20 protein-coding genes and 3 pseudogenes are annotated in these 20,491 nt (G+C 53.7%); 15 read left to right on the top strand and 8 right to left on the bottom strand.

Annotated features, from left to right (window positions below):
- Positions 1-34: 34 nt before the first annotated feature.
- The 4 genes and pseudogenes from JMJ04_RS33790 to JMJ04_RS33775 form a co-directional block, all read left to right on the top strand.
- Positions 35-713: pseudogene (locus tag JMJ04_RS33790) on the top strand (IS5 family transposase); the annotation flags it as partial.
- Between the two features lie 201 nt (positions 714-914).
- Positions 915-1,601: a helix-turn-helix domain-containing protein gene (locus tag JMJ04_RS33785; protein ID WP_201374785.1), complete on the top strand. Its 687-nt coding sequence runs from the start codon at positions 915-917 to the stop codon at positions 1,599-1,601.
- Positions 1,602-1,738: 137 nt separating this feature from the next.
- Positions 1,739-2,386, top strand: a complete 648-nt coding sequence (locus tag JMJ04_RS33780) for a dihydrofolate reductase family protein (protein WP_151757672.1) — start codon at positions 1,739-1,741, stop codon at positions 2,384-2,386.
- A 261-nt stretch (positions 2,387-2,647) separates the two neighbouring features.
- The gene (locus JMJ04_RS33775) at positions 2,648-2,986 is read left to right on the top strand and encodes a hypothetical protein (protein WP_201374784.1); all 339 of its coding nucleotides are present in this window, start codon (positions 2,648-2,650) and stop codon (positions 2,984-2,986) included.
- A 200-nt stretch (positions 2,987-3,186) separates the two neighbouring features.
- On the opposite strand, the gene JMJ04_RS49120 is transcribed toward JMJ04_RS33775, so the two are convergent.
- Positions 3,187-3,465: a site-specific integrase gene (locus JMJ04_RS49120; protein ID WP_420799561.1), complete on the bottom strand. Its 279-nt coding sequence runs from the start codon at positions 3,463-3,465 to the stop codon at positions 3,187-3,189.
- A 142-nt stretch (positions 3,466-3,607) separates the two neighbouring features.
- Positions 3,608-3,865 (bottom strand): annotated as a pseudogene (locus JMJ04_RS49115) (site-specific integrase); the annotation flags it as partial.
- A gap of 227 nt (positions 3,866-4,092) precedes the next feature.
- Here JMJ04_RS49115 and JMJ04_RS33765 point away from each other — a divergent pair.
- From JMJ04_RS33765 to JMJ04_RS33755, 3 genes are read left to right on the top strand one after another with little or no spacing between them, the layout of a single operon-like run.
- Positions 4,093-4,776, top strand: coding sequence for a DUF4158 domain-containing protein (locus tag JMJ04_RS33765; protein ID WP_201374782.1), 684 nt, complete (start codon positions 4,093-4,095; stop codon positions 4,774-4,776).
- Positions 4,679-7,108, top strand: a complete 2,430-nt coding sequence (locus JMJ04_RS33760) for a Tn3 family transposase (RefSeq protein ID WP_201374781.1) — start codon at positions 4,679-4,681, stop codon at positions 7,106-7,108. Before JMJ04_RS33765 ends, JMJ04_RS33760 begins: the two co-directional genes overlap by 98 nt.
- Positions 7,002-7,625, top strand: a complete 624-nt coding sequence (locus JMJ04_RS33755; RefSeq protein WP_201374780.1) for a helix-turn-helix domain-containing protein — start codon at positions 7,002-7,004, stop codon at positions 7,623-7,625. Before JMJ04_RS33760 ends, JMJ04_RS33755 begins: the two co-directional genes overlap by 107 nt.
- 168 nt (positions 7,626-7,793) lie before the next feature.
- Here JMJ04_RS33755 and JMJ04_RS33750 read toward each other — a convergent pair whose 3' ends face one another.
- A complete protein-coding gene (locus JMJ04_RS33750; RefSeq protein ID WP_201374779.1) occupies positions 7,794-8,675 on the bottom strand; it encodes a sigma-70 family RNA polymerase sigma factor in 882 nt (293 codons plus the stop codon).
- Positions 8,676-8,893: 218 nt separating this feature from the next.
- Here JMJ04_RS33750 and tsaA point away from each other — a divergent pair, with 218 nt between their 5' ends.
- Together tsaA and JMJ04_RS33740 are read left to right on the top strand one after the other, a co-directional pair.
- Positions 8,894-9,310, top strand: a complete 417-nt coding sequence (gene tsaA / locus JMJ04_RS33745; protein WP_201374778.1) for a tRNA (N6-threonylcarbamoyladenosine(37)-N6)-methyltransferase TrmO — start codon at positions 8,894-8,896, stop codon at positions 9,308-9,310.
- Positions 9,311-9,469: 159 nt separating this feature from the next.
- Complete coding sequence (locus tag JMJ04_RS33740; protein WP_201374777.1) at positions 9,470-10,309, top strand: phytanoyl-CoA dioxygenase family protein; 840 nt, start codon at positions 9,470-9,472, stop codon at positions 10,307-10,309.
- A gap of 130 nt (positions 10,310-10,439) precedes the next feature.
- Here JMJ04_RS33740 and JMJ04_RS33735 read toward each other — a convergent pair whose 3' ends face one another.
- On the bottom strand, positions 10,440-10,649 hold the full coding sequence (locus tag JMJ04_RS33735) for a DeoR/GlpR transcriptional regulator (protein WP_201374776.1): 210 nt from the start codon (positions 10,647-10,649) through the stop codon (positions 10,440-10,442).
- A 98-nt stretch (positions 10,650-10,747) separates the two neighbouring features.
- On the opposite strand from JMJ04_RS33735, the gene JMJ04_RS33730 reads away from it, so the two are divergent.
- From JMJ04_RS33730 to JMJ04_RS33710, 5 genes and pseudogenes are all read left to right on the top strand, one after another.
- Positions 10,748-11,593, top strand: coding sequence for a tagatose 1,6-diphosphate aldolase (locus JMJ04_RS33730; protein WP_236038752.1), 846 nt, complete (start codon positions 10,748-10,750; stop codon positions 11,591-11,593).
- A gap of 180 nt (positions 11,594-11,773) precedes the next feature.
- Positions 11,774-12,187 (top strand): MarR family winged helix-turn-helix transcriptional regulator, encoded by a 414-nt coding sequence (locus tag JMJ04_RS33725; RefSeq protein WP_201374775.1) that lies wholly within the window; start codon positions 11,774-11,776, stop codon positions 12,185-12,187.
- Between the two features lie 81 nt (positions 12,188-12,268).
- Positions 12,269-13,240, top strand: a complete 972-nt coding sequence (locus JMJ04_RS33720; protein WP_201374774.1) for a ring-cleaving dioxygenase — start codon at positions 12,269-12,271, stop codon at positions 13,238-13,240.
- 1,110 nt (positions 13,241-14,350) lie between these two features.
- Positions 14,351-15,667 carry a tyrosine-type recombinase/integrase gene (locus JMJ04_RS33715; RefSeq protein ID WP_201374773.1) on the top strand — a complete coding sequence of 439 codons (1,317 nt, stop codon included), beginning with the start codon at positions 14,351-14,353 and terminating at the stop codon, positions 15,665-15,667.
- A pseudogene (locus JMJ04_RS33710) lies at positions 15,576-16,255 on the top strand (IS5 family transposase); the annotation flags it as partial. The gene JMJ04_RS33715 and the pseudogene JMJ04_RS33710, both read left to right, overlap by 92 nt.
- Here JMJ04_RS33710 and JMJ04_RS33705 read toward each other — a convergent pair.
- From JMJ04_RS33705 to JMJ04_RS33695, 4 genes are all read right to left on the bottom strand, one after another.
- Positions 16,218-16,910 (bottom strand): Type 1 glutamine amidotransferase-like domain-containing protein, encoded by a 693-nt coding sequence (locus tag JMJ04_RS33705; RefSeq protein WP_201374772.1) that lies wholly within the window; start codon positions 16,908-16,910, stop codon positions 16,218-16,220. The pseudogene JMJ04_RS33710 and the gene JMJ04_RS33705 overlap by 38 nt on opposite strands.
- A gap of 335 nt (positions 16,911-17,245) precedes the next feature.
- Positions 17,246-17,680 (bottom strand): transposase, encoded by a 435-nt coding sequence (locus JMJ04_RS33700; RefSeq protein WP_236038367.1) that lies wholly within the window; start codon positions 17,678-17,680, stop codon positions 17,246-17,248.
- Positions 17,646-18,122: an IS5 family transposase gene (locus JMJ04_RS47360; protein WP_201369692.1), complete on the bottom strand. Its 477-nt coding sequence runs from the start codon at positions 18,120-18,122 to the stop codon at positions 17,646-17,648. The genes JMJ04_RS33700 and JMJ04_RS47360 overlap by 35 nt, the downstream gene beginning before the upstream one ends.
- Before the next feature lie 166 nt (positions 18,123-18,288).
- Entirely contained in the window at positions 18,289-18,867 is a 579-nt protein-coding gene (locus JMJ04_RS33695) for a recombinase family protein (protein ID WP_201374771.1), read from the bottom strand.
- Between the two features lie 325 nt (positions 18,868-19,192).
- Here JMJ04_RS33695 and JMJ04_RS33690 point away from each other — a divergent pair, with 325 nt between their 5' ends.
- The gene (locus JMJ04_RS33690; RefSeq protein ID WP_201374770.1) at positions 19,193-20,485 is read left to right on the top strand and encodes a phytoene desaturase family protein; all 1,293 of its coding nucleotides are present in this window, start codon (positions 19,193-19,195) and stop codon (positions 20,483-20,485) included.
- Positions 20,486-20,491 lie beyond the last annotated feature (6 nt).

The raw sequence follows: 20,491 nt of genomic DNA, 5'->3' as shown, positions 1-20,491 counted from the left end.
CTTCTTATCTAAGAGTCGTTGCATATGCGCCCCTTTGAGGGGCGCATATGCAACGAACCTTCCCTGGAAAGTCAACGATCAATTCTGGGAGCAAGTCGAGACGTTGATCCCTGTTGCTCCCTCACATGCGCGTGGAGGACGCCCCCGGATGCCCAATCGATAAGCGTTTGAGGCCATCATCTATGTCCTGCGGACGGGCATCCAGTAGAACGCCTTGCCACGGGAGTTAGGGGCTTCTTCCACCGTTCATGATCGCTTTCAAGAATGGGGGCGGGCTGATTTCTTCAAGGCGCTTTGGCAAGCAGGACTCAGTGAATATGATGAGTTGATCGGCATCCAATGGCACTGGCAAGCGGTTGATGGAGCGATGACGAAAGCTCCTTTGGGGGTACCGCGACCGGCAAAAATCCTACGGATCGCGGCAAACTAGGGGTCAAACGCAGTCTTTTGACCGATGGAGCGGGAATTCCTCTGACAGTAGTCATTGCCTGAGCCAATCGCCATGACATGAAGTTGTTAGTTGCGACCTTGGAGGGAATCGTCGTGACCCGACCGGACCTTTCTCCCGAACATCCAGAGCATTTGTGTCTGGATGCTGGCTACGACTATCCCGACAGTTATTAGCAGGCCAAAGCTTCTCAGTACGTGCCTCAGATTCGTGGGCGAGGTCAAGAGAGAAGCAAGATAAGGCTCACATTCCTGGCTTTCGCGCTTGACGGTGGACCGTGGAACGCACCCATTCCTGGCTCAATCGCTCCCGCCTGCTTCTGGTTCTTTTGAGAATCTTCTTCACCATTCTGTCCACAGAGCATGCCGTCCCCCGGACGCCCGGATTTGAGCAAGATTGAAGAAGTTTTTTTGTCAGCCTGTGGTAACCTGTTTGTGTTCACGTCTGGTCCATTGGAGGCAAAAATATGAGTTCTTTCTTTGAGGGAAGAGGGTCGGACTCCCCGTATATAGAAGCGGTCTGGCGTGGCCAGGCCGGCCTCGATTATGCTCCTGTTTGCCCGGCTTCTAGCCATTGGCATTTGCTCTTTCTTAAACAGCATGAAAGCGTCAACGTCACGGTTGTGGGACCATTGACCAGGGCGATTCCTGTCACCCAGGCCGAGGGGACCTCCTGGTTCGGCATCACGTTTCCGCTTGGCACCTTTTTGCCTGCTGCGCCCGTAAGAGATCTCCTGGATGAGCAGGCCATTTTGTCTTTTGCCGCGAATGCATCCTTCAGCCTTGCAGGCTCCCGTTTTCACTTTCCTGACTACGACAATGCCGAGACGTTTGTCGACTGGCTGGTACGCAAGCGTTTGCTGGTGTCAGATCCAGTCGTGAAGGCGGTCTTAGCCGGTCATCCCCAGGATATATCGTTGCGCACAGTAAGGCGCCGTTTCCTGTTTGCAAGCGGGTTAACGTTCAAGATGATTTCCCAGATCGAGCGGGCGAAGCAGACAGCAACGCTTCTGGAGCAGGGTGTTTCACTTCTTAATGCAGCATATCAGGCGGGCTATGCCGATCAGTCACATATGACCAGAGCGCTCAAGCACTTCATCGGATACACACCTGCTCATATTGCTCGTCTCGGCAGCAAAGGGGAGTTGGGTTAGCTGTCCATTTTGTTCAAGACAGAGCCTTTTGATGAGCTGTATACTCCTCCCAGTGACCATTGTTTGCGCATCTCAAGCCTCTTTCGAGGGAAGACTTGCGCACAAATGATCAATCAAAAACAGAGGAGAATTGAGCTATGCAAACAAGCAAAGTGTTTTTCGACATGGTGATGTCTCTGGACGGCTTCACCGCTCCAGAAGGGATGGATCCTGCCCATATGAACGACCCGGAATACAAGCAGTGGTCGAAAAAATGGATGGGACTCATGCATTATGTGTTTCAGCAGGAATTCTTTCGCGAGAATCTCAAAATTGGCGAAGGTGGCGAGACAGGTCGAGAGAACAGCATGCAGGAAAAAACCTTTCAACGTACCAGCGTGAGCATTATGGGAAAGATTATGTTCAGTTGCGGCGAGCCTTCCTGGCCTGAGGAGGCTCCCTTCCATACTCCCGTCTTTGTCCTGACCAAAGAAGTACGCCAACCGTGGGTGCGCCCCGGTGGCACGACATTCTACTTTGTCAACGACGGTACAGAGAGTGCGCTTCGTCAAGCGCGAGAGGTTGCTGGCAATGGAAATATCAGAATAGCGGGAGGAGCCAACGTGGTCCAGCAATATCTCAATGCAGGGTTGATTGACGAGTTCACGATCCACTATGTGCCGGTCCTTTTTGGTCAAGGCACCCCGCTCTTTGCGAACATGAACCCCGATATCAAGGTGAAGATCAGGGAAACGGTCTCGTCTTCTCAAAACGTTCTTCATGTCACATACGATGTTGAGAAGTAGGAACAGAAAGAACCATGTCGCGATAACGTCGTTGGCCGTCACGGCGTTTGTCGGTGGCCTAAACCGTCCTACAGAGAGAGCGGAGGGGCATGTGTCGCGGTTGTCGTTGGTTTTGAGCACTGACAAACGCCGTGACACATGCGGGCAAGCAACGAGCTGGTACACCGCCGAAGTTCCCCTCTAGCTCGTTGCACCCCCCTGGGTCTCACTTTCCCAACGGTTTTGACACTCAGCAGTTTCTTGAGAGAAAGAAACTGCTGAGTGTTGGACAGGAAAATTCAAAGAAAAGATATATTACTGACGTTTGGACAAAGTACATTTCACCATGGCAACTCGCCAGATGCCTACCCCAACAGTATCCGGCGGCCGTTCCGCGAGAAAGTCAAACCATCAGACAAACGCGGACGCTGCCGCTTGCAGGAGTGGCCAGAGATCGTGATTGGCACAGTCGTCAAGAAAACAGCGAAACATCAGGTGGTCAAGGTCATTCGACATATGGCCCCAGGCACCATTGAGCGGGCAGAGGAACTCCTGGCTCTCCCGACGGGAGGCATCCAACCCAATACTGTGTTTATTGAGCGCTTCAATGGGACGATGTGAGAGCGTCTCACCAGTCTAACCCGTCGCTCTCGCCACGCGAATCGTCGCCTTGCGGCACTCAAAGCGGGCAATGTGGCTGGTTGGCTGTACCTACAATTTCTGTTGGCCGCATCATGAGTGGAGCCGACGAGTGGCATGCGCTCAGGGACATCGGGGCGAAATCTCGCTTTCTACGGTGGCGCAAATCATGAGAGCTTAGATCAGAAACTTGAGACTGAGTGGCATATTTCGTCACTAAATGTCCCAGTGCTCGTCCTGTAAGCGCGCGGTATGTCTTCTCTGATGGAAGAGATACTGTTCTTCTCGTGGAAGCATCTCCAAATACTGATATAAGGCCAAGCGAGCAGTGGTATTGAGCGGAACCTCTCGAACTTTTTGCGTTTTCCCAGAATCCGCAGTGTCCCATTTCGCTTGCTGAGATGAATCTGCTGACGTGTTAGGGTACACAGTTCTTGCGCACGCAGGCCCATATGGAGCAAGAGCGTGATAATGGTTTGATCTCGAAGGGTTCCAACAGCATTGACAATAGCAACTAATGCCTCGTGGAGATGCTTCCTTCGGGATAAATTTAATGGGGCCAGCAGGGTCAGCCTGAATAAGATGCGTTTTTCTAGTCCAAGCGAAATAGCGTTTCAGGCTCATGAGCGTCTGGTTGACGGTTGATGGTTTTAGGACGAGCGTGGTTTGGAGATACTCTCGGTAGTGGATCAAGAGCGCAGGAGCTACTGCTTGCGGGGTAAAGGTTTGTCCCTGTTGTCCCTCAACCCAATAGGCTTTACACCAGGTGATAAATTGGCGCAGATCACTCAGATAGTTGCGCGTGGTCACTGGTGAAAGATCTTCCAGTTGCTGGAGTATCTGCCTGTATTGGTCCACCATTTGTTGGCCATCTTCAGAGAGTAGCGGCTGCGCAGTTCGTTTCATCAATCACGCTCCCTGCCAGTATTAGCAGAAGTGCTTTTTGCCCGATTTTGACGAGTATTAGCAGACATTGGTCCTATGGTACGTGCTTAAATCTGTACAAGGTATGTCTGCTCAGGTATTTTAGCAGAAGTGTGTAAATGTATAGATGGTTTGACGGGGAATGTAGAAAGGGACAGGAGAATATGCCAGTTGAATTTTTGACAGCGGAACAACGGAGTCGCTATGGTTGCTATGCAGGAGAACCGTCTCCAGAACAACTGGTTCTTTACTTTCATCTCGATGATCGTGACCGTGCCTTGTTGGAACCTCGGCGTCACGCCCATACACGCCTGGGTCTTGCCCTCCAGCTTTGTACCGTTCGGTTCCTGGGGACATTTCTCTCCGATCCGACTGATGTTCCTCACAACGTTGTTCTTACCCTTGCTTCCCAGCTCAATATTGCCGATGTGACGGTGCTCTCTCGCTATCGTGAAGGCGAGATGCGTTACGATCACGTCCACGAAATCATGGCCGAGTATGGCTATCAGGATTTCGCCTCTCAACCGGAACACTTTCGTTTCCTGCGCTGGCTTTATACCCGCGCTTGGTGGAGTGAGGAACGTCTGACGGTGCTCTTTGACCTGGCGATGGCGCATCTCATCGACCGCAAAGTGCTGCTCCCAGGGGTCAGTGTGCTGGAGCGGGCCATTTCCAGTGTGCGTGAACACGCGTCCAGGAGGCTCTGGCAGCTTCTCGCTGCGATCCCGACACCCACCTCAGAGGGCATTGTTGGAAACGTTACTGGAGGTTCCCGCCGGAGAACGACAAACTCCACTGGACCGTCTCCGTCGTGGACCCACACGGGTGAGTGGTCCTGCACTTGTTGATGCCTTGCATCGTGTCGAAGCCATTCGCCTCTTCGAGATGGAGCATCTCGACCTCTCTTTTGTGCCACGAGGGCGACTCAAAGCTTTGGCACGTCATGCAACAACGGCTCTGGTTCAGCATTTGCGCAACCTCGCTCACGATCGTCGGATCGCGACCTTACTCGCCTTCACCTCTACCTACTTAGTCGTCGTTCATGATGATGCGTTAGACCTCTTTGATCTCCTCATGCGTACCACGAACTCTGCCGCGACACGGGAAGGGCAGCAAGAACGACTCCGCACCATTCACGATCTCGACGCAGCAGCACAGGTTCTTGCCCAAGCCTGTCAAATCGTCCTTGATGAGACACAAGATCCGGTCACGCTGCTCACGCGCATCTACACTGATGTCCCTGCAGAACACTTGCGAGCAGCCGTGACCACGGTCGGAGAACTCACACGTCCACCGGATGACAACTACGCACAAGAACTGCTAGGCCGCTATCTCATGATGCGGCGATTTCTCCCTACGTTTTGGCACACCCTAGAATTCGAGTCCACTCCAGGAGGGAGACCAACCCTCCAAGCCGTTGAGTTTCTCCAGCGGATTGAAGGGAGATCGAGAGCACTCATGCAACGGGCTCCTCGTGCCGTGATCCCACGATCCTGGCAACGCTATGTCCTGGAACGCAATTCCTCGCCAGAACCGGGCCAGCCAGAAACACGTGTGAATCACCAAGCATATACCGTGTGTGTTGTTGAGCGTCTGCACGAAGGATTACGCCGCCATGATGTTTTTGTCGAACCCAGCGAACACTGGGGCGATCCGCGTGCGAAGTTACTGCAACCCGAACAATGGGAAGGGATTCGAGCGCAGATCTGTCAAACGCTGGGCCGGGAGATATCCGCCGAACGTGCTCTGGAGAGCCTCGGACAGCAGTTGGAGGAAGCGTATCAGCGAACGGCAGCCCATGTTCCCAGCAACGCCGCCTTACAGATTGAGCAGAGTGATGGAGCGGATGTTCCCAACCTGGAGCGCCTCGAACGCCTGGAGGAGTCGGGGAGTTTGCACAGCTTGCGAGAGTATATCGGAGCGCGTTTGCCACCTGTTGATTTACCAGAAGTTATTCTCGAAGTAGCGCAACAGACAGGTTTTTTCTCTCACTTTACCCATGTCAGTGACAGTAGTGCCCATGTCGAAGATTTACCCCTTTCCCTGAGTGCCGTCCTCCTGGCCGAGGCATGCAACATCGGCTTGAGGCCAGTTATTCAGCCGGAGATTCCGGCCCTCACACGGGATCGGTTATCCTGGGTCCGGCATCATTTTGTCCGTGCTGAAACCATTACCCGCGCTAATGCCTGCTTGGTCCAGGCACAACGCGATATCCCATTGGCACAGATTTGGGGTGGTGGATACGTCGCTTCCGTAGATGGTATCCGCTTTGTGGTCCCCATCCGATCTGCCAATACCGGCCCCAGCCCACACTATTTTGGACAAGGACGAGGCGTGACCTATCTCAACTATACCTCTGACCAATTTACGGGCCTGGGTGGATTGGTCATTCCAGGTACGATCCGCGATTCTGTCTATGTGCTCGAAGCCCTCCTGGAACAAGAAAGTGGATTGACGCCCATCGAAATTATGAGTGATACTGCCTCGTATTCGGACTTAATGTTCGGTTTATTTTGGTGCCTGGGGTATCAGTTCAGCCCCAGGCTTGCTGAGATGAAAGAAACGCGCTTCTGGCGGATTGATCCAGCAGCGAATTATGGTCCTCTGAACGGTCTGGCACGGCATAGAATCAACACACGTTTGATCTCCACGAACTGGGATGATATTTTACGTGTCGCTGGATCCTTAAAGGTCGGAACCGTGCATGCCTCGACACTTATCCAGGCTCTCCAACGCGGCGGTCGACCAACGACGCTGGCACGAGCTATTTCTGAAGTGGGCCGGATTGCCAAGACCCTCTATTTACTCAACTATATTGATGATGAGCACTATCGCCGACGCATTCAAAACCAACTCAATCGCGGAGAGGGACGGCACAGTGTTGCTCGACATGTCTTTCATGGTCAGCGTGGTGAGCTACGTCAACGCTATCACCAGGGTCAGGAGGATCAGTTGGGTGCGCTAGGGCTTATGGTCAATATGATCGTTTTGTGGAACACTTGGTACATACAAGATGCGTTGGAGGAACTGCGCAACAGTGGGCAAGAGGTTAGATCAGAGGATGTAGAGCGGCTTGCTCCGCTTCGTTTCCAGCATATCTATCGAACCTGTTACAGTCAGACGACTGGTTACGCGGGGAGAACTGATAGCCTATCGCATCGCTGGAGAGTATCGCTTTAAGGAAGAAGACGTAGAGCGCTTTGTAGAGAGTCAGCGCATCATAGTAAGCGCAGTACCAGGGCTCAATCATCCAATGACTAAATTTACTGAGCGCGCTCGGAAAGTTTTATCGCTGGCCAATGAAGAAGCTCATCGCTATCTCCATGCTGGGGTGGGTCCAGAACATATATTGTTGGGACTCATGAGTGAAGGTGGGGGCATTGGGGCCAGGGCCCTCACGCAACTACAAGTTCAGCCAGAGGAGGTACGGGCAGAGCTTGAAGTATTACGACCAAAGGGGGAGGCAGCCGTAGCTGAGGGTCAGCTTGGTATGACACAGCAAGGCAAAGCCAGTCTCGAACTGGCAGTCCAGGAGGCGCGTTCACTTGGGCATCACTATATAGGTACCGAGCACTTGTTGCTGGGTATACTGCGCGAGGAGATAGAGGATCTCGCCAGCCAGGTCTTGCTTACGGCATCAGGCGTCACTCTTGACAAGGCGCGCGAACAGGTGAAACAACTCCTTGCAAGCGAGTAACCAACAAGAGCATCATCCATAGGTCCTGAGAAGAAAGCGTGATGTAGCCAGAATCAAGCCCGACGCTACATCACATAGCTGCAAGCCATCGTCGGCTGCGCATTATATGTAGACGCGTACTTTATAGTAGCATCGGGCTATACATAGTTGCAAGCCAACGATGGCTTGCTAGTCGTCCAGGACCGCCAGGTCGAGTTGGCGTAGGCGTTCGGGGTCGGAGATAACCTCGATTTCGGTGATCTTTCCGTGTGCAAGTGTGAGGCCGAGCACGAGTTGCAGGTGGCCACGCGGTGCTACGACGACACCCACAGCTCCATTTACGAGTGCTGGTTGCGCCTCTCTGGCCCGACCAGAGAACTGCTTGGCCACAGCTGCGGCGCCACGAATCTCCTTTGGTGTATCCAGAGACACTTGTGCTGGCTCGAGGCGGAACACGACGTCCGGGTCAAGCATGGTGAGAAGAGCGTCGAAGTTACCAGTGCGCGATGCCGCGAGGAAGGCTCTAACAACTTCTCGCTGGTGCGTGAGGTCAGTATCTGGCGTTGACGTACCTCCACGTACCCGACGGCGGGCGCGGCTTGCGAGTTGCCTGGCTGTAGTAGGAGAGCGGCCCACGATGGGCGCGATTTCGTCGAAAGATACAGCAAATAGGTCGTGGAGCACAAACGCGAGGCGCTCGGCGGGACTCAAGGTATTGAGGACCACGAGCAGCGCGAGGCCAACTGAGTCAGCCAGGAGCACCTCCTGCTCGGGATCGATGCCGTCCTCGCGGTTCATGTCGGGTGTGTAGTCGTCCAGGGGGTCCTCGCGCCGCGATTTGCGCGAGCGCAACATATCGAGGCAGACCCGCGCTACGACTGTTGTCAGCCAGCCGCCCAGGTTCTCGACCTCGCTGGTATCGGAACGACTGAGACGGAGCCAGGACTCCTGCACGGCGTCGTCCGCCTCGCTCAAAGATCCAAGCATCCGGTAAGCCACCGCTCGCAGGTGGCTCCGAGAGGCTTCAAACTGTTCCGCCAGCCATTGATGTTCGTCTTCGTTATGGGTCAAGTTGCACTCCTTAGCTTTATTATCTTATATAATTAACTTCATATGTCTATGCTATGTGTTACTGCTCGCGCCTGCGGCGCTCACTCTACCCAACCCGGAAATATATTTGTGGTGTTGGTCACAATCCTCTCGTGTGTTCCGTCATTACTTTGACGGAACACACGAGAGGATTGTGACAGAATTTGGTTTTTACTACCAGCGCAACGAAGGAGGATAATATGTCAGATATTGATTATACACTTGCCCCGGTTGGCTTTATTCATTCGCCACTTACGAATCGTGAGGGGGCGCCGAAGCAGGGCTATGAGGGGGCGCCCAACGCCTGGCTTGAGATAAACGAAAAGTTTGCAGAGGGGCTTGACGGACTCGTTGTGGGTGATAACGTTATCTTGATTACCTGGTTTCACCAGTCGCACCGCGATGTCTTGCAGGTTCATCCCCGTGGGGATATGCAGAATCCCCTGACTGGAGTCTTTGCGACGCGCTCACCCGATAGACCAAATCCGCTTGGCCTACATCGGGTGAGGGTCCTGGCCATCGATGGCAGGAGATTACACGTGGGGCCGCTAGAGGCGATTGATGGAACCCCCGTCGTAGATATCAAGCCCGTGCTCTCTCAAGCGAGTGACGCATAAAGCCTCTATATAGTAAGGAACGGATTTATACCACGTGCATGCAGGTTGGGTAATTGTAGACACCTTCTGGTCACTCTCAGATATAGTCATTTCGCATTTTCCAGGGTATGCTTATGTACAAGGAATGAGCATGAAGAAGATGAAAGGAAGCTTATCTCTATGTTGAGCGAGAGTATGCGCGCGTTCTTCGACGAAAATGGCTATGTAGTGGCGAGAGCACTGTTCGACCCACAAGAGGTGGATACGTTACGCGAGCACTATATGGAGCTGCGCGCACAGGGAGCCCATCCCGGTGATATGGTTGGCGTCGACACGGCGAGCAGCGATCCTTTGAAGCGCTTCCCACGCATGATTCACATGCACCACTGGGATGAGACCAGCTACAACTGGCTCCTGGAGCCGCGTTTAAACGAAATGTTGACGGGTTTACTGGAGCGTGAGCCATATGCCGTCCAGACTATGCTCTACTTTAAACCCGCTGGAGCGCGTGGGCAGGCGCTCCACCAGGATCAATACTTCTTGCGTGCCCGGCCCGGCACCTGCATGGCGGCCTGGTTGGCGCTGGACGACTGCGACGAGGCCAATGGCTGTATGCAGGTCATTCCCGGTAGCCATACCTGGCCCTTGCTGTGTACCACGCAGGCGGACACCAAAAATAGCTTTACCGATGTCACGGTGCCGCTCCCGGAGGGCCAGGAAGTTCAGCCCATTGTCATGCAGGCGGGGGATGTCCTTTTCTTTAATGGAACTCTAGTGCATGGCAGCTATCCCAACACGAGCAGCGACCGTTTCCGCCGTTCGTTAATCGGACACTATATCTCAGGCGAGGCGGAGCAGGCCTCGCAATTTATGAAACCCATCCTGCGTATGGACGGCAGCGAGGTCGACCTGGAGGCGAGTCTCCCAGGTGGACCCTGTGGTGTCTGGGTCGAGGAAGATGGCAAACCCGTCATCGAATTGAGCGGCCTGGAGATCAACACCGTTTTCCGCAGCGAATAACACAGCGAGGGGTCCAGCCGGACATATCACCGGTCGGATCCCTCGCTTTTTTGCCCCAATTTGCGAATTGCAACTATGCAGCTTAGTTGCAATTCGAGGTAAAGGCCCAGGATGTACCGATTATCTGATTTTAGGCCTGAATTACTTGAATACCTAACGCACATAGCTCCTCAAGCATATCTAACGGTGTTTGCTCATCGGTGATAATCTTGTGCACTGTGATCAAGAGCGCAACAATGCTGGTAGCGACCTTCCCAAACTTTGTATGGTCAGCTACCAGGATCACTTCACGCGCGCATTGCACAATGACGCGGTCGGTCATGGTTTCTAGAGGATTCATGTTGGTCATCGAGATGGCATAGAGAGAAGGGGGATGTTCGGAACGTTTCCGAACATATGGTATAATGCTGAGGTATTCTTTGATGACGAAGAGGAACTGTGTCGACCAAACATCCCATCTTGCGAGAAAAGACACCCACCTACTATCTACAAGACATCAGACGGACGCTTTCTATTGATACACCTGCCTGGGAGTGTTGGCTGGAAGAAGCGGGCCTCCTTGCGACGCGTCGTGATCCGCCTCTTGATCTCACCCGTTTCCGCGCGCGTTGGCTCGTTGAAGTGGGGACCGACGCGATCAAAATTCTCCTCTACTATAACCCTGTCGACACAGGATGGCTAAACGAGATCAAACAGGCTTTTGTCGAACGCGTAGGCGATGAGTGCAGGGCGCTTGATATCTCCTTTTTTCTTGAGACACTGGCCTATGATAACATGCATCCTGAGCAAAGTTTTGAGTTTGCTTGTTTAAAGCCTGGGTATGGCCGTTCGATCATTGAAGAGTTTTCACGGCCATGTTACTGTGTTGATATGTTGAAGGTCGAGATCCCGATCAACAGCGCCTATTTAGCTGGCAGCGACAGCTTCAAAGGCAATGAAGTTGCCTATGATTGGCAGGAAGCCAGAGAGTATTTCCAGGCCCTCGCAGCGACCAGCAAACTCCCGTTTCTCTTCTTGAGTGGAGGTGTGGATGATGCCCTTTTTCGCGAGCAGCTAGAGCTGGCATCTGAGGCTAATATTCCTTTCAGCGGAGTCCTTTGCGGTCGTGCAACCTGGAAAGGAGGCATCCCGGTCTTCGTCAACGACGGTGAAGCAGCGCTGGAAGAGTGGTTACAGGAACAAGGTGTACAGAATATGCAGGTCCTCAACGCGGTGCTGAGCCAGTGTGCCAGGCCATGGCACGCCATTTACGGCGGCCTGGAAGCTATCGAAGTCACCGATTAAGTGCCAGATACCCTCGGCAGAAGCACGGGGGCTCATCCCAGCTTTTGGTGAAGAGGAGCAAAATCCATACTGATCCCTCGATATCTCTCATACAAAAACAAAATCTACACGTCTCTTGCTCTTGACATCTTTGGAGTTTAGTGCTAAACTATCCATAAGCAAAAGAGAGGAGGTAACGAGATGCCTGTTTCAGCGGTGCTTGCCTGGTTGCGCCTGTTTCGCGTTTTTCAGCGGATTGATCGCGCACAGACGGTGCATCTACGCTCCTGGAATTTGAACGTTGCCCAATTCGATGTTCTGGCACGTGTGGGTACGCATAAAGGGATAACACAACAGGAGCTGGCCGATAGCCTGCTTGTAACCAAGGGTAATATCTCCCTTCTGCTCAATCGCATGGAAGAAATGGGCTTGCTTAAGCGTTATCAGGAACGACGCAGCAACACGCTATTCCTCACCGCCAAGGGCCAGGAACTCTATGATTGCGTGGTCCCCGCACACGAGGAGTTGATTGCGTGCTTGATGAGCGGCGTGAGTCCTTCTGAACTGAGACAGCTTCAGCATCTCCTGCGTAAACTGGAGTATACGCTCCGTTAAAATTTTTTATGCTTAGGGTTTAGTGCTAAACCTTTTAGATAGATATAGAGAAGTTCACCAAAGCAAGAAGGAAAATACGTTATGCAACTTGGTGGTTTACATCATATTACGGCTATTACTGGCAATGCCTCGCTCAATGTCGCCTTTTATACGGACATCTTAGGCATGCGTCTCGTCAAAAAGACCGTCAATCAGGATGATGTTAGTGCCTATCACCTTTTCTACGGAGATGAAACTGGTAAACCTGGCTTTGACCTGACATTCTTTGACTGGCCCTCGGCTGGTCCTAACCGTGAGGGTGCGGGCACGGTCGCTACCATCGCGCTTGGTGTCAATAGCCGCGAGGCACTTGATTGGTGGGTACAGCGCTTTGACAGCTTTAAGGTTTCTCATGAGGGCATCCAGGTTCGCAATGAACGCACGGTATTGCCTTTCCAGGATCCCGAGGGGCAATGTTTAGAGCTGGTGGATGCCCAGGGACAACTCCAGAGCACCTACTGGAAGCAGAGTCCCATCCCTGCTGAGATGGCCATTCAGGGCTTTTACGCCGTGACCTTGATCGAGCGTGACCTGGAGCCGACTGCTTCCTTCCTCACCGAGACGCTGGGCTTCCGCCAGGGCGAGAGCTACCAGTCCGAGGAGGGCAACACGGTCTCTGTCTTTGAGACGGGACCCGGTGGCGCCGGTGCTCAAGTACACCTTGACGTGCGTCCAGGTACTCGTGGCGGACGACCCGGTATCGGCGGTGTACATCATGTAGCATTTCGCACGCCAGACGATGAGGAACAAGAGCAGTGGTTTCAAACCGTTAGCAAGCACACCCGTAACATCTCATCGATTATTGACCGTTTCTACTTTCACTCGATCTACTTCCGCGAGCCAGGTGGCGTGCTCTTTGAGATCGCGACCGATGGCCCGGGGTTTGCGACTGATGAGGACCTGGAGCACCTGGGCGAGCAGCTCGCGCTTCCTCCCTTCCTGGAGCCACACCGCCAGGAGATCGAGGAGAACCTTCGCCCCATCGTCCCTTTTAAGCTTGCTTCCGTCCGCTAAATAGCGTAGGAGTATGGGATGAGGGTGAAAAAGGAGTATGAGCGTGGGTTGAGAATACTCATCCTGAGCAGCTTGAGCTCATGGTCGTGCTGAAGAAAGGTCGGAAGAAGGATCGAAAGAAAGCTGTTAACAAGAATAAAATAGACTATTCGAACTTTAAGCAGATGCGGGCATGGGGTGATGATTTGCGTCTAGGAATGGCTTGCCACATGATTTTCTATGACGTGTGGTAATCCGACTCGCTTGCATCAGCCGGTTGAACGCCAGCGGCTCTGCGGCCAGGGTTGCTTTGTGTCTGAGAGGGAATGGACCCATCTCTGTGAGGTTCAAAACAACGGCCTTGAAGGCGTTCGCAGAAGCGTGTGCTTGTTCACACGTGCGCAAGGCCGCACGTGTGATTACACAATTCTATGATCGGTGGTTGCAACCGACCGGCTTACGCATGACTCAACATACCGCGTGCACAACCACGCAACATCTTTTGCCTTCCTCGCACAACTGATGAGCTACTTTTGTGAAGTGGCTTCTAGCGCCAGTTTAGGAGGATTTCGCGGACGCTTGGGGAATCCTGCTTTTCAAGCAGGCTGTCGCGAGTTCGAGTCTCGTCTCCCGCTTTTTGTCTATCAATCGTCCCTGTGCAAGCCGATGAGAGGCCACTTCACCAGGAAGTGACCAGTCGAGAGGAAGCACAGGGACGATGTCGTTTTGGGTCATACTCCCTCCAACCACATCCTGCCTCCAAAAAGGCGGACAGCCTGCCTCGCGCAGTGCAACCCCCTGCCTTCAACGTGGGCAACACCCTGCCGCCTGGCACGGGAAACCCTGCTGCGAAAAGGGGTGTCGCAAGGTTGGAGTATGCGAAACATCCTGCCTTTTGGGGCTTGACATCCTGCCGCGAAAAGGGGTGTCGCAAGATCCATTGCAGGGAACCTCCTGCCTCGCAGGATGGAACACCCTGTCTCCTTCTCGGTCTGTCACGTTCCCCTCCCACTCCCTGCCTCCCGACTCCCTATCCCTCCCTCTCGCCTGCCCACCCTGGACAGGTAGTATAGAGCCAGGAACGGCTGACGCACCTGGCTCATTGATCTCGTTGAAGGAGACAAGCTATTCATGGTGACAGACAACACACACATCGGTTCTACACAAACAGGAGCCTCTTTTACAGAATCCTCTCGTTCTCAAGTTCGTTCACGTAGTGCCAAGGGTACCACACAGGCACGTGCCAGAGCGCAACGCGTCAAAATCGATGCACAGGCATCTACTGAAGAAGAGCCAACTCCCATCCACTTGCCTACAAAGGAGTGGCATCAGGAGCGCGGGGCGAAAAAGCGAACTATTGTCACGCTAGAGCGTGCGATTCAGGATTACCTGGATGATCACGAAGGGGGCAATCATAGCCCCAAGACACTTGAGTGGCATGAGACCGCACTTGGACTCATGCGCCAGCACCTTGAACAGGAACGAGGCATTGCCTCCATTACTGATGTTGATGCCCCAGACATCAGCGCCTGGTTTGTCTTTATGCGCAAGACGCCGGGGGCGCGTGGCAAAGTGCGCAGTGAGAGAACTATCCAGACCTATGCCCGCTCTGCTCGTGCCTTTTTCTACTGGCTTATACGTCAAAACCTGCTCACGACCAGCCCATTTGACCGGGTCGTGTTTCCAAAAGTTGGGAAGCCCTTAATCCAGACTATTACCGACGAGGAATTTGAAAAACTGCTGTTGGCATGTATCCCTCCCAATGAAGATGGGCGCTTTGCAGAGCGAGCGACGGTGCGTAACTGCGCGATTCTCTGGCTTTTCTACGATACTGGTATTCGTGTCTCTGAACTGACCAATTTGCGTCTGGGCGACGTTGATCGTAAGCATGGCATTATGACCGTCAAAGGGAAGGGCGCGAAAGAGCGACGGATAGCCCTGGGACAAAACTGCCTGCGCAACCTCTTCTACTATGTCGACCGCCATCGCCCTAATGAGGAGGAACTCACTGAGTGGGGCAGCCTCGGAGAGGATCATCTCTTTCTTGCAGAGACGAGACGCCCGTTAACCAAAAATGGGATCACCCTCCTGTTTGCGCGCTTGAAGAAACGCGCAGGGATTACAGGGAAACGCGTCAGCCCTTACATCTTCCGCCATACCTTTGCCATTCGCTATCTCAAGCTCGGCAAGGACCCCTTCAGCCTGCAAGAACTCTTAGGGCATGACGATATGGCGACCGTCAAGCTGTATATGCACATGAACGACGACGATATCCAGGAGCAAAAGCGCAAATATATCCCTGGCGACCACCTTCCCGCAAGCATGCCTGGCCCCCGCGAGCTGCGCCGCCGAGGCTTTTCCGCCATGGCAAACGGTCTTTTATCACTTCCGGCGCCTGCGCCTCAAAGGGACCTGGACGCTTTTGCTGCGGGCGTTGCACCAGGCTGAACGAGAACGACAAGGAAGGCACCCTGACCCAAGTGCAGCCAGCATGGATTCGCCATCCGCGTGAAAACGGTTGAGGAGTCGTCTGGGATCTGTGGCTACGATGCCCACAAACACATCAAAGGGAGAAAACGGCATCTCCTCGTGGATACACTAGGTATCCCCATTTCCATCTACGTAACCCCTGCCGATACGCATGAATACCCGCGTGGGCTCGTTGTCTCCTTGCAGGGCTCAAGTTCTTCGTGCCGCGTCTGAAAAAGATTTGGGCAGATGCGGCCTATCGCGGGCAGGAGTTCGCTGAGTGGTGTCAAGCCACAGGAGAGTGGGAACGGGCGCGTCGTGGAACGCCCATCAGGCACCCGCGGTTTCAGCGTGGTGCCTCGTCGATGGGTCGTGGAGCGAACATGCATTTGGATTTCTCGTAACAGAAGAATAAGTAGGGATTACGAGCGAAAAGTGCAGACGAGTGAAACACTGATCCAAGTGGCAATGATTCGGTTGCTCCTCGCTCGTTTGGGGCGCAAGAACGAACCCGTTCCCAAACACCCCATTAGGGCGTCGACTGCTTCCAATGACCCTCGGAGATGACGTTGACGACGCCATCAACCACTTGTATGGCGGTTTGATCGTCCATCAAGTACGACGGAACCGGCATGCCGGCGGCCCATTTTTCAGCGTTGGCCAGGGAATTGCCCGGCAGAAGAGAGGGGTTATCCAGGTGCGGAAACATCGCAAAATCAACCAGTCCCAGCGTTCTATCGCCATCGGTGGGCGGCTTCCAGCCGACGAAGTACTCCCCGATGCTGGGGGCCATCACCATGCTCCCGGCGCTCACCCCCACGTAGACCGCCTCGGGAAGCTTCGGCAAGAGATTGGCCAGTCCGGATTGCCGCATCCAGTAGCACAGATACAGGGGATCGCCGCCTTCCACCAGCAGGGTGTCCGTCTCCTGGACCAGCGGGAGCCAACGCTCTTCATCGATACTGGACAGCGCGGTGAGCTCCAGCACGCCCAACGACTTCCACCCCAATTCGCACAGAGAGGTGAATTCATCAGGGAATGGAGCGGTGTTGGTCTCTCCGCGGATCAGCCGGGCGGCCATGGACGGACCATTGGGGTTGGCGTACAACGCGGTGGGAATGTAGAGGGCGCTGGACTCGGCGATCGGTTTGCCCAGCAGATCAACCAGCGCGTCATGGATACTGGTGTTGGTAATGCCACCCGAGGTGAGAAGAAATTTCATAAATGGTTCTCCTTGCCAATTTCATGGGAGCCGAAAGGCTCCTCCAGTCCCTCTCGCGAGAGACTGAAGCAGAACTCCCCCAGAACAGAAGACGCCAGTATGGTCGGCGGAAGGAGCAATCCTTTCGCCGACCATACTGGCGTCAACAGAACGACTGCGTTTTTTCCAACGTGAGCCGTCTGCTCTCCTGGACGTCTTGAAACAAAGGTCTTACGCTCCCTCATTGCATGCAAGACATTCTACCGTCAAACATGCGCAAAAACTTCTCCTATCTTGCTCTGCTTGCCACGCAGGGCTGCCGCCGCGCATTCCAAAACACAGTCTAAGATAGTGTTTTAAAACGGTCGCGATGGGAAAGCTGGCACGAGCGTGGTGAGCATACGGTAGCTGGCAGAGAGCTTGATAAAGGCCTCACTGCTCTGTGGGAGCCCCTCGTGATCGCGGCAAAGCCTCCTCCAGCGCACGATCCAGGAGAAACTGCGCTCAATGATCCATCGCTTGGGCTGAGGCCGCAAGCCTGTGGGAAACAATGCGTCCCAGTCCACCTCCTCCCCTTCGGGCACGAGCAGGCCTCGTTTGGGGAGCGTGACTGCATGGATGGTCTCAATCGTCCAGCCCAGCGTTTCTTTCACCCAGGTCAGAAAGGTTCCGCCGTAATGACTATCGCCCCAAATGAGCTGCAGACGGGGAAGCGCATTCTTGAGTGGCTCGAGCAGGGCAGTGCCGCCCTGGTGATCAGAGGCCTGGGCTCCTGTCACCTTCACAGCCAACAGATTGCCCTGCGTATCGACGAATGCATGACGCTTGCGGCCCCACGTTTTTTTTTCCGACGTCGTAGCCCTTTTCAGGACCCCGAACCGCACTCGTTTTGATGGATTGACTGTCGATGATCGCCGCACTTGGCTCTTCCTCTCGGCCTTGCCTGGTGCGCATCCGCATGCGTAGGGTTTGCAGAATACGATCCCAAACGCCTTCGCGCTCCCAGCGGTGAAAATTGTAATAGACGCTTTGCCACGCGGGAAATTCATGGGGCAGCATGCGCCAGGGACATCCACTGCGCAAAACGTACAAAATTGCATTGACGACCTCGCGTCGCGAGACAAACGGCTTGCGGCCCTGCAGGGATGGTTGAGGGATCAGGGGTTCCAACAGTTCCCACTGCTCATCCGTCAGATCGGAGGGATAGGCTTTCCTCCCCAGTGTCACCTTCATACGCCTTCTGCACTTTCTTTCTGCTTCTTCGACTCGTTACATCAACCCCTTTCTTCTTCCTCTCGGCGAGATGACCACTTTCAAACACTATCTAAGGTAATTTCGATAATTATCTGAGGTAATACCTGAGAGGGCATAACTCACTTGATCAGGGATCATCTTCTTTTCACTTCATGCATCCGAGGCTGGTGGTTGGCTCTTTGACGTATCGGTACAAAGTAGCACAGGCGATCCCAAGGGCGGTACAGATTTCTGGAATAGAGTGACTGTGGTCTGCGAACATCCGTCGAGCCAGTTCCACTTTCCCGTTCGTTTTGAGCTTTCGTGGTCGTCCACCAACTCTCCCTCTCGCTCTGGCTGCCACTAACCCTGCATTCGTGCGCTCGCGAATGAGATCACGCTCAAATTCTGCCAGAGCTCCCATGAGATGGAAGATGAGCTTGCCTCCTGGCGTGGTGGTGTCAATCTGTTCTGTCAAACTCATAAACTCAATCCCACGCTCCTGAAGACTCTTGAGGAGTTCGATCAGATGCTTTAAGGAGCGCCCTGCCCGATCCAATTTCCACACCATAAAGGTGTCACCTGGTCGGACATATGCCAGTGCTTCGTTCAATCCTTTGCGTTCGGCTTTTGATCCTGGAATCTTATCCATAAACCATTTCTCACATCCTGCCGCCTTCAACGCATCAATCTGAAGTGCTTCGTTTTGCTCGTGTTTGGAAACGCGTACATAGCCGATTTTCATAAACTCCTCCGTTTGTCTCAGATTTCCCGTTAAGCGTCTGACCTTTTGAGAATTTGATTATTAGATGAGTTTTGAGAATTGTCAAGGGGAGCATTTGTGGGTAAGGAGCTGGTGCGATGTAGCTCTAGAAAAGCAGAAGCATATGTCTCATTAAACGGATGTATATGAGACGATTTGCGATTTTTTCAGCAACACTCTCATCTTCTTGCAAAAAACGAACTGGACAATGGGAAGTGAGGTGACAAAAAGGGAAAGGTTCCCGTCTTATGTATGCGCTGACGAGAACGCCACGTTTCTTCGACACAAGAAAGAGAGAAAAGTAGTTATGCAAGAAGTATCTTCTCCATCTTTTGATGCAGTCGTTGTTGGGGGAGGCCTGGCAGGCCTCACCGCTGCTACCATACTGGCCCGAGGAGGATGTTCAGTCCTTCTCTTTGAGAAGGCGAACCAGCTTGGGGGACGAGCCAGAACGAAAGATCATCACGGTTTTTTCTTCAATCAGGGCATCCATGCCCTTTATCTTACAGGCACGGGTGAAGCAGTTCTCCGCGAACTTGATGTGACTTATCAGGGAAAACGATCAGAACGGGAAAGCTACGAGGCCTACGCTAAGGGTAGCTTTCATCGTTTGCCGATTGATCCAGTCAGCTTGCGCACCACCACTTTGCTTCAGGAAGAGAGCCGAATGGAACTTGGGAGTCTCCTGATGCGCCTGGCAACGCTTCGCCCTGAGTCTCTCGTGGGAATGAGCTTGCAAGATTGGCTCGATCAGCAGGTTGTCCATCCGGTGGTTAGACAGTTTGTCGAAGCGGGAGCACGCCTAGCCACCTATACCCATGCCCCTCAATTGCTCGATGCAAGCTTTACCCTGGACCTCGTTGGCAAGCGCCCTGACGCCTTGCGCCTTGACGGGGGATGGCAAACGCTGGTTGATGGTCTCTCCACCCAGGCGCAGGCTGCTGGGGCGCGGATCTCCACCAGAACCCGTGTCGTAGCCGTGGAAACGGGCCAGGAGGCTCATCTTATCCACCTGACCGATGGACGTACCGTGCAGGCACGGGCAGTCGTCCTGGCAATCGAGCCTGCGCGAGCCGCTGAGTTAGTGGTTAATGGACCACAACACATCTTGCGCTCATACGCTGAGCAAACCATTCCGTTGTATGCTGCCTGCCTGGATCTTGCCCTGGAGCGTTTACCCCATCCGGAACGATTGACCGTCTTGCATCTTGAACGCCCACTGTTCTATGCTAATCATGCGCCCAACGTTCGGCTTGCTCCAGAAGGAGGAGCGTTACTCCATCTGATCAAATATCTGGCCCCGGACGAACAAAGCGATGCCGATGCGAACCGCGCTGAAATGGAAGCCTGGCTTGATCAATTGCAGCCTGATTGGAGAGAAGCAGTGGTGGAACAGCAGTTTCTCCCCCATATGCTTGTTTCCTCTGATCTGCTTCAGGCCCGTCGTCAAGGTCTTTCCGGGAGGCCAGAGCCAGCCGTTCCTTTGTACAACCAACTGTATGTCGCAGGCGATTGGGTGGGGATGGTTGATCATCTGGCAAACGCGAGCCTAGTGAGTGCGCAGACGGCGGCTCATCTGATTCTGAAACGGACATGTTAGAAAACA

The sequence above is a fragment of the Ktedonobacter robiniae genome, assembly GCF_016587375.1.
GTDB lineage: Bacteria > Chloroflexota > Ktedonobacteria > Ktedonobacterales > Ktedonobacteraceae > Ktedonobacter > Ktedonobacter robiniae.
This window is presented reverse-complemented; position numbering and strand designations above follow the sequence as displayed.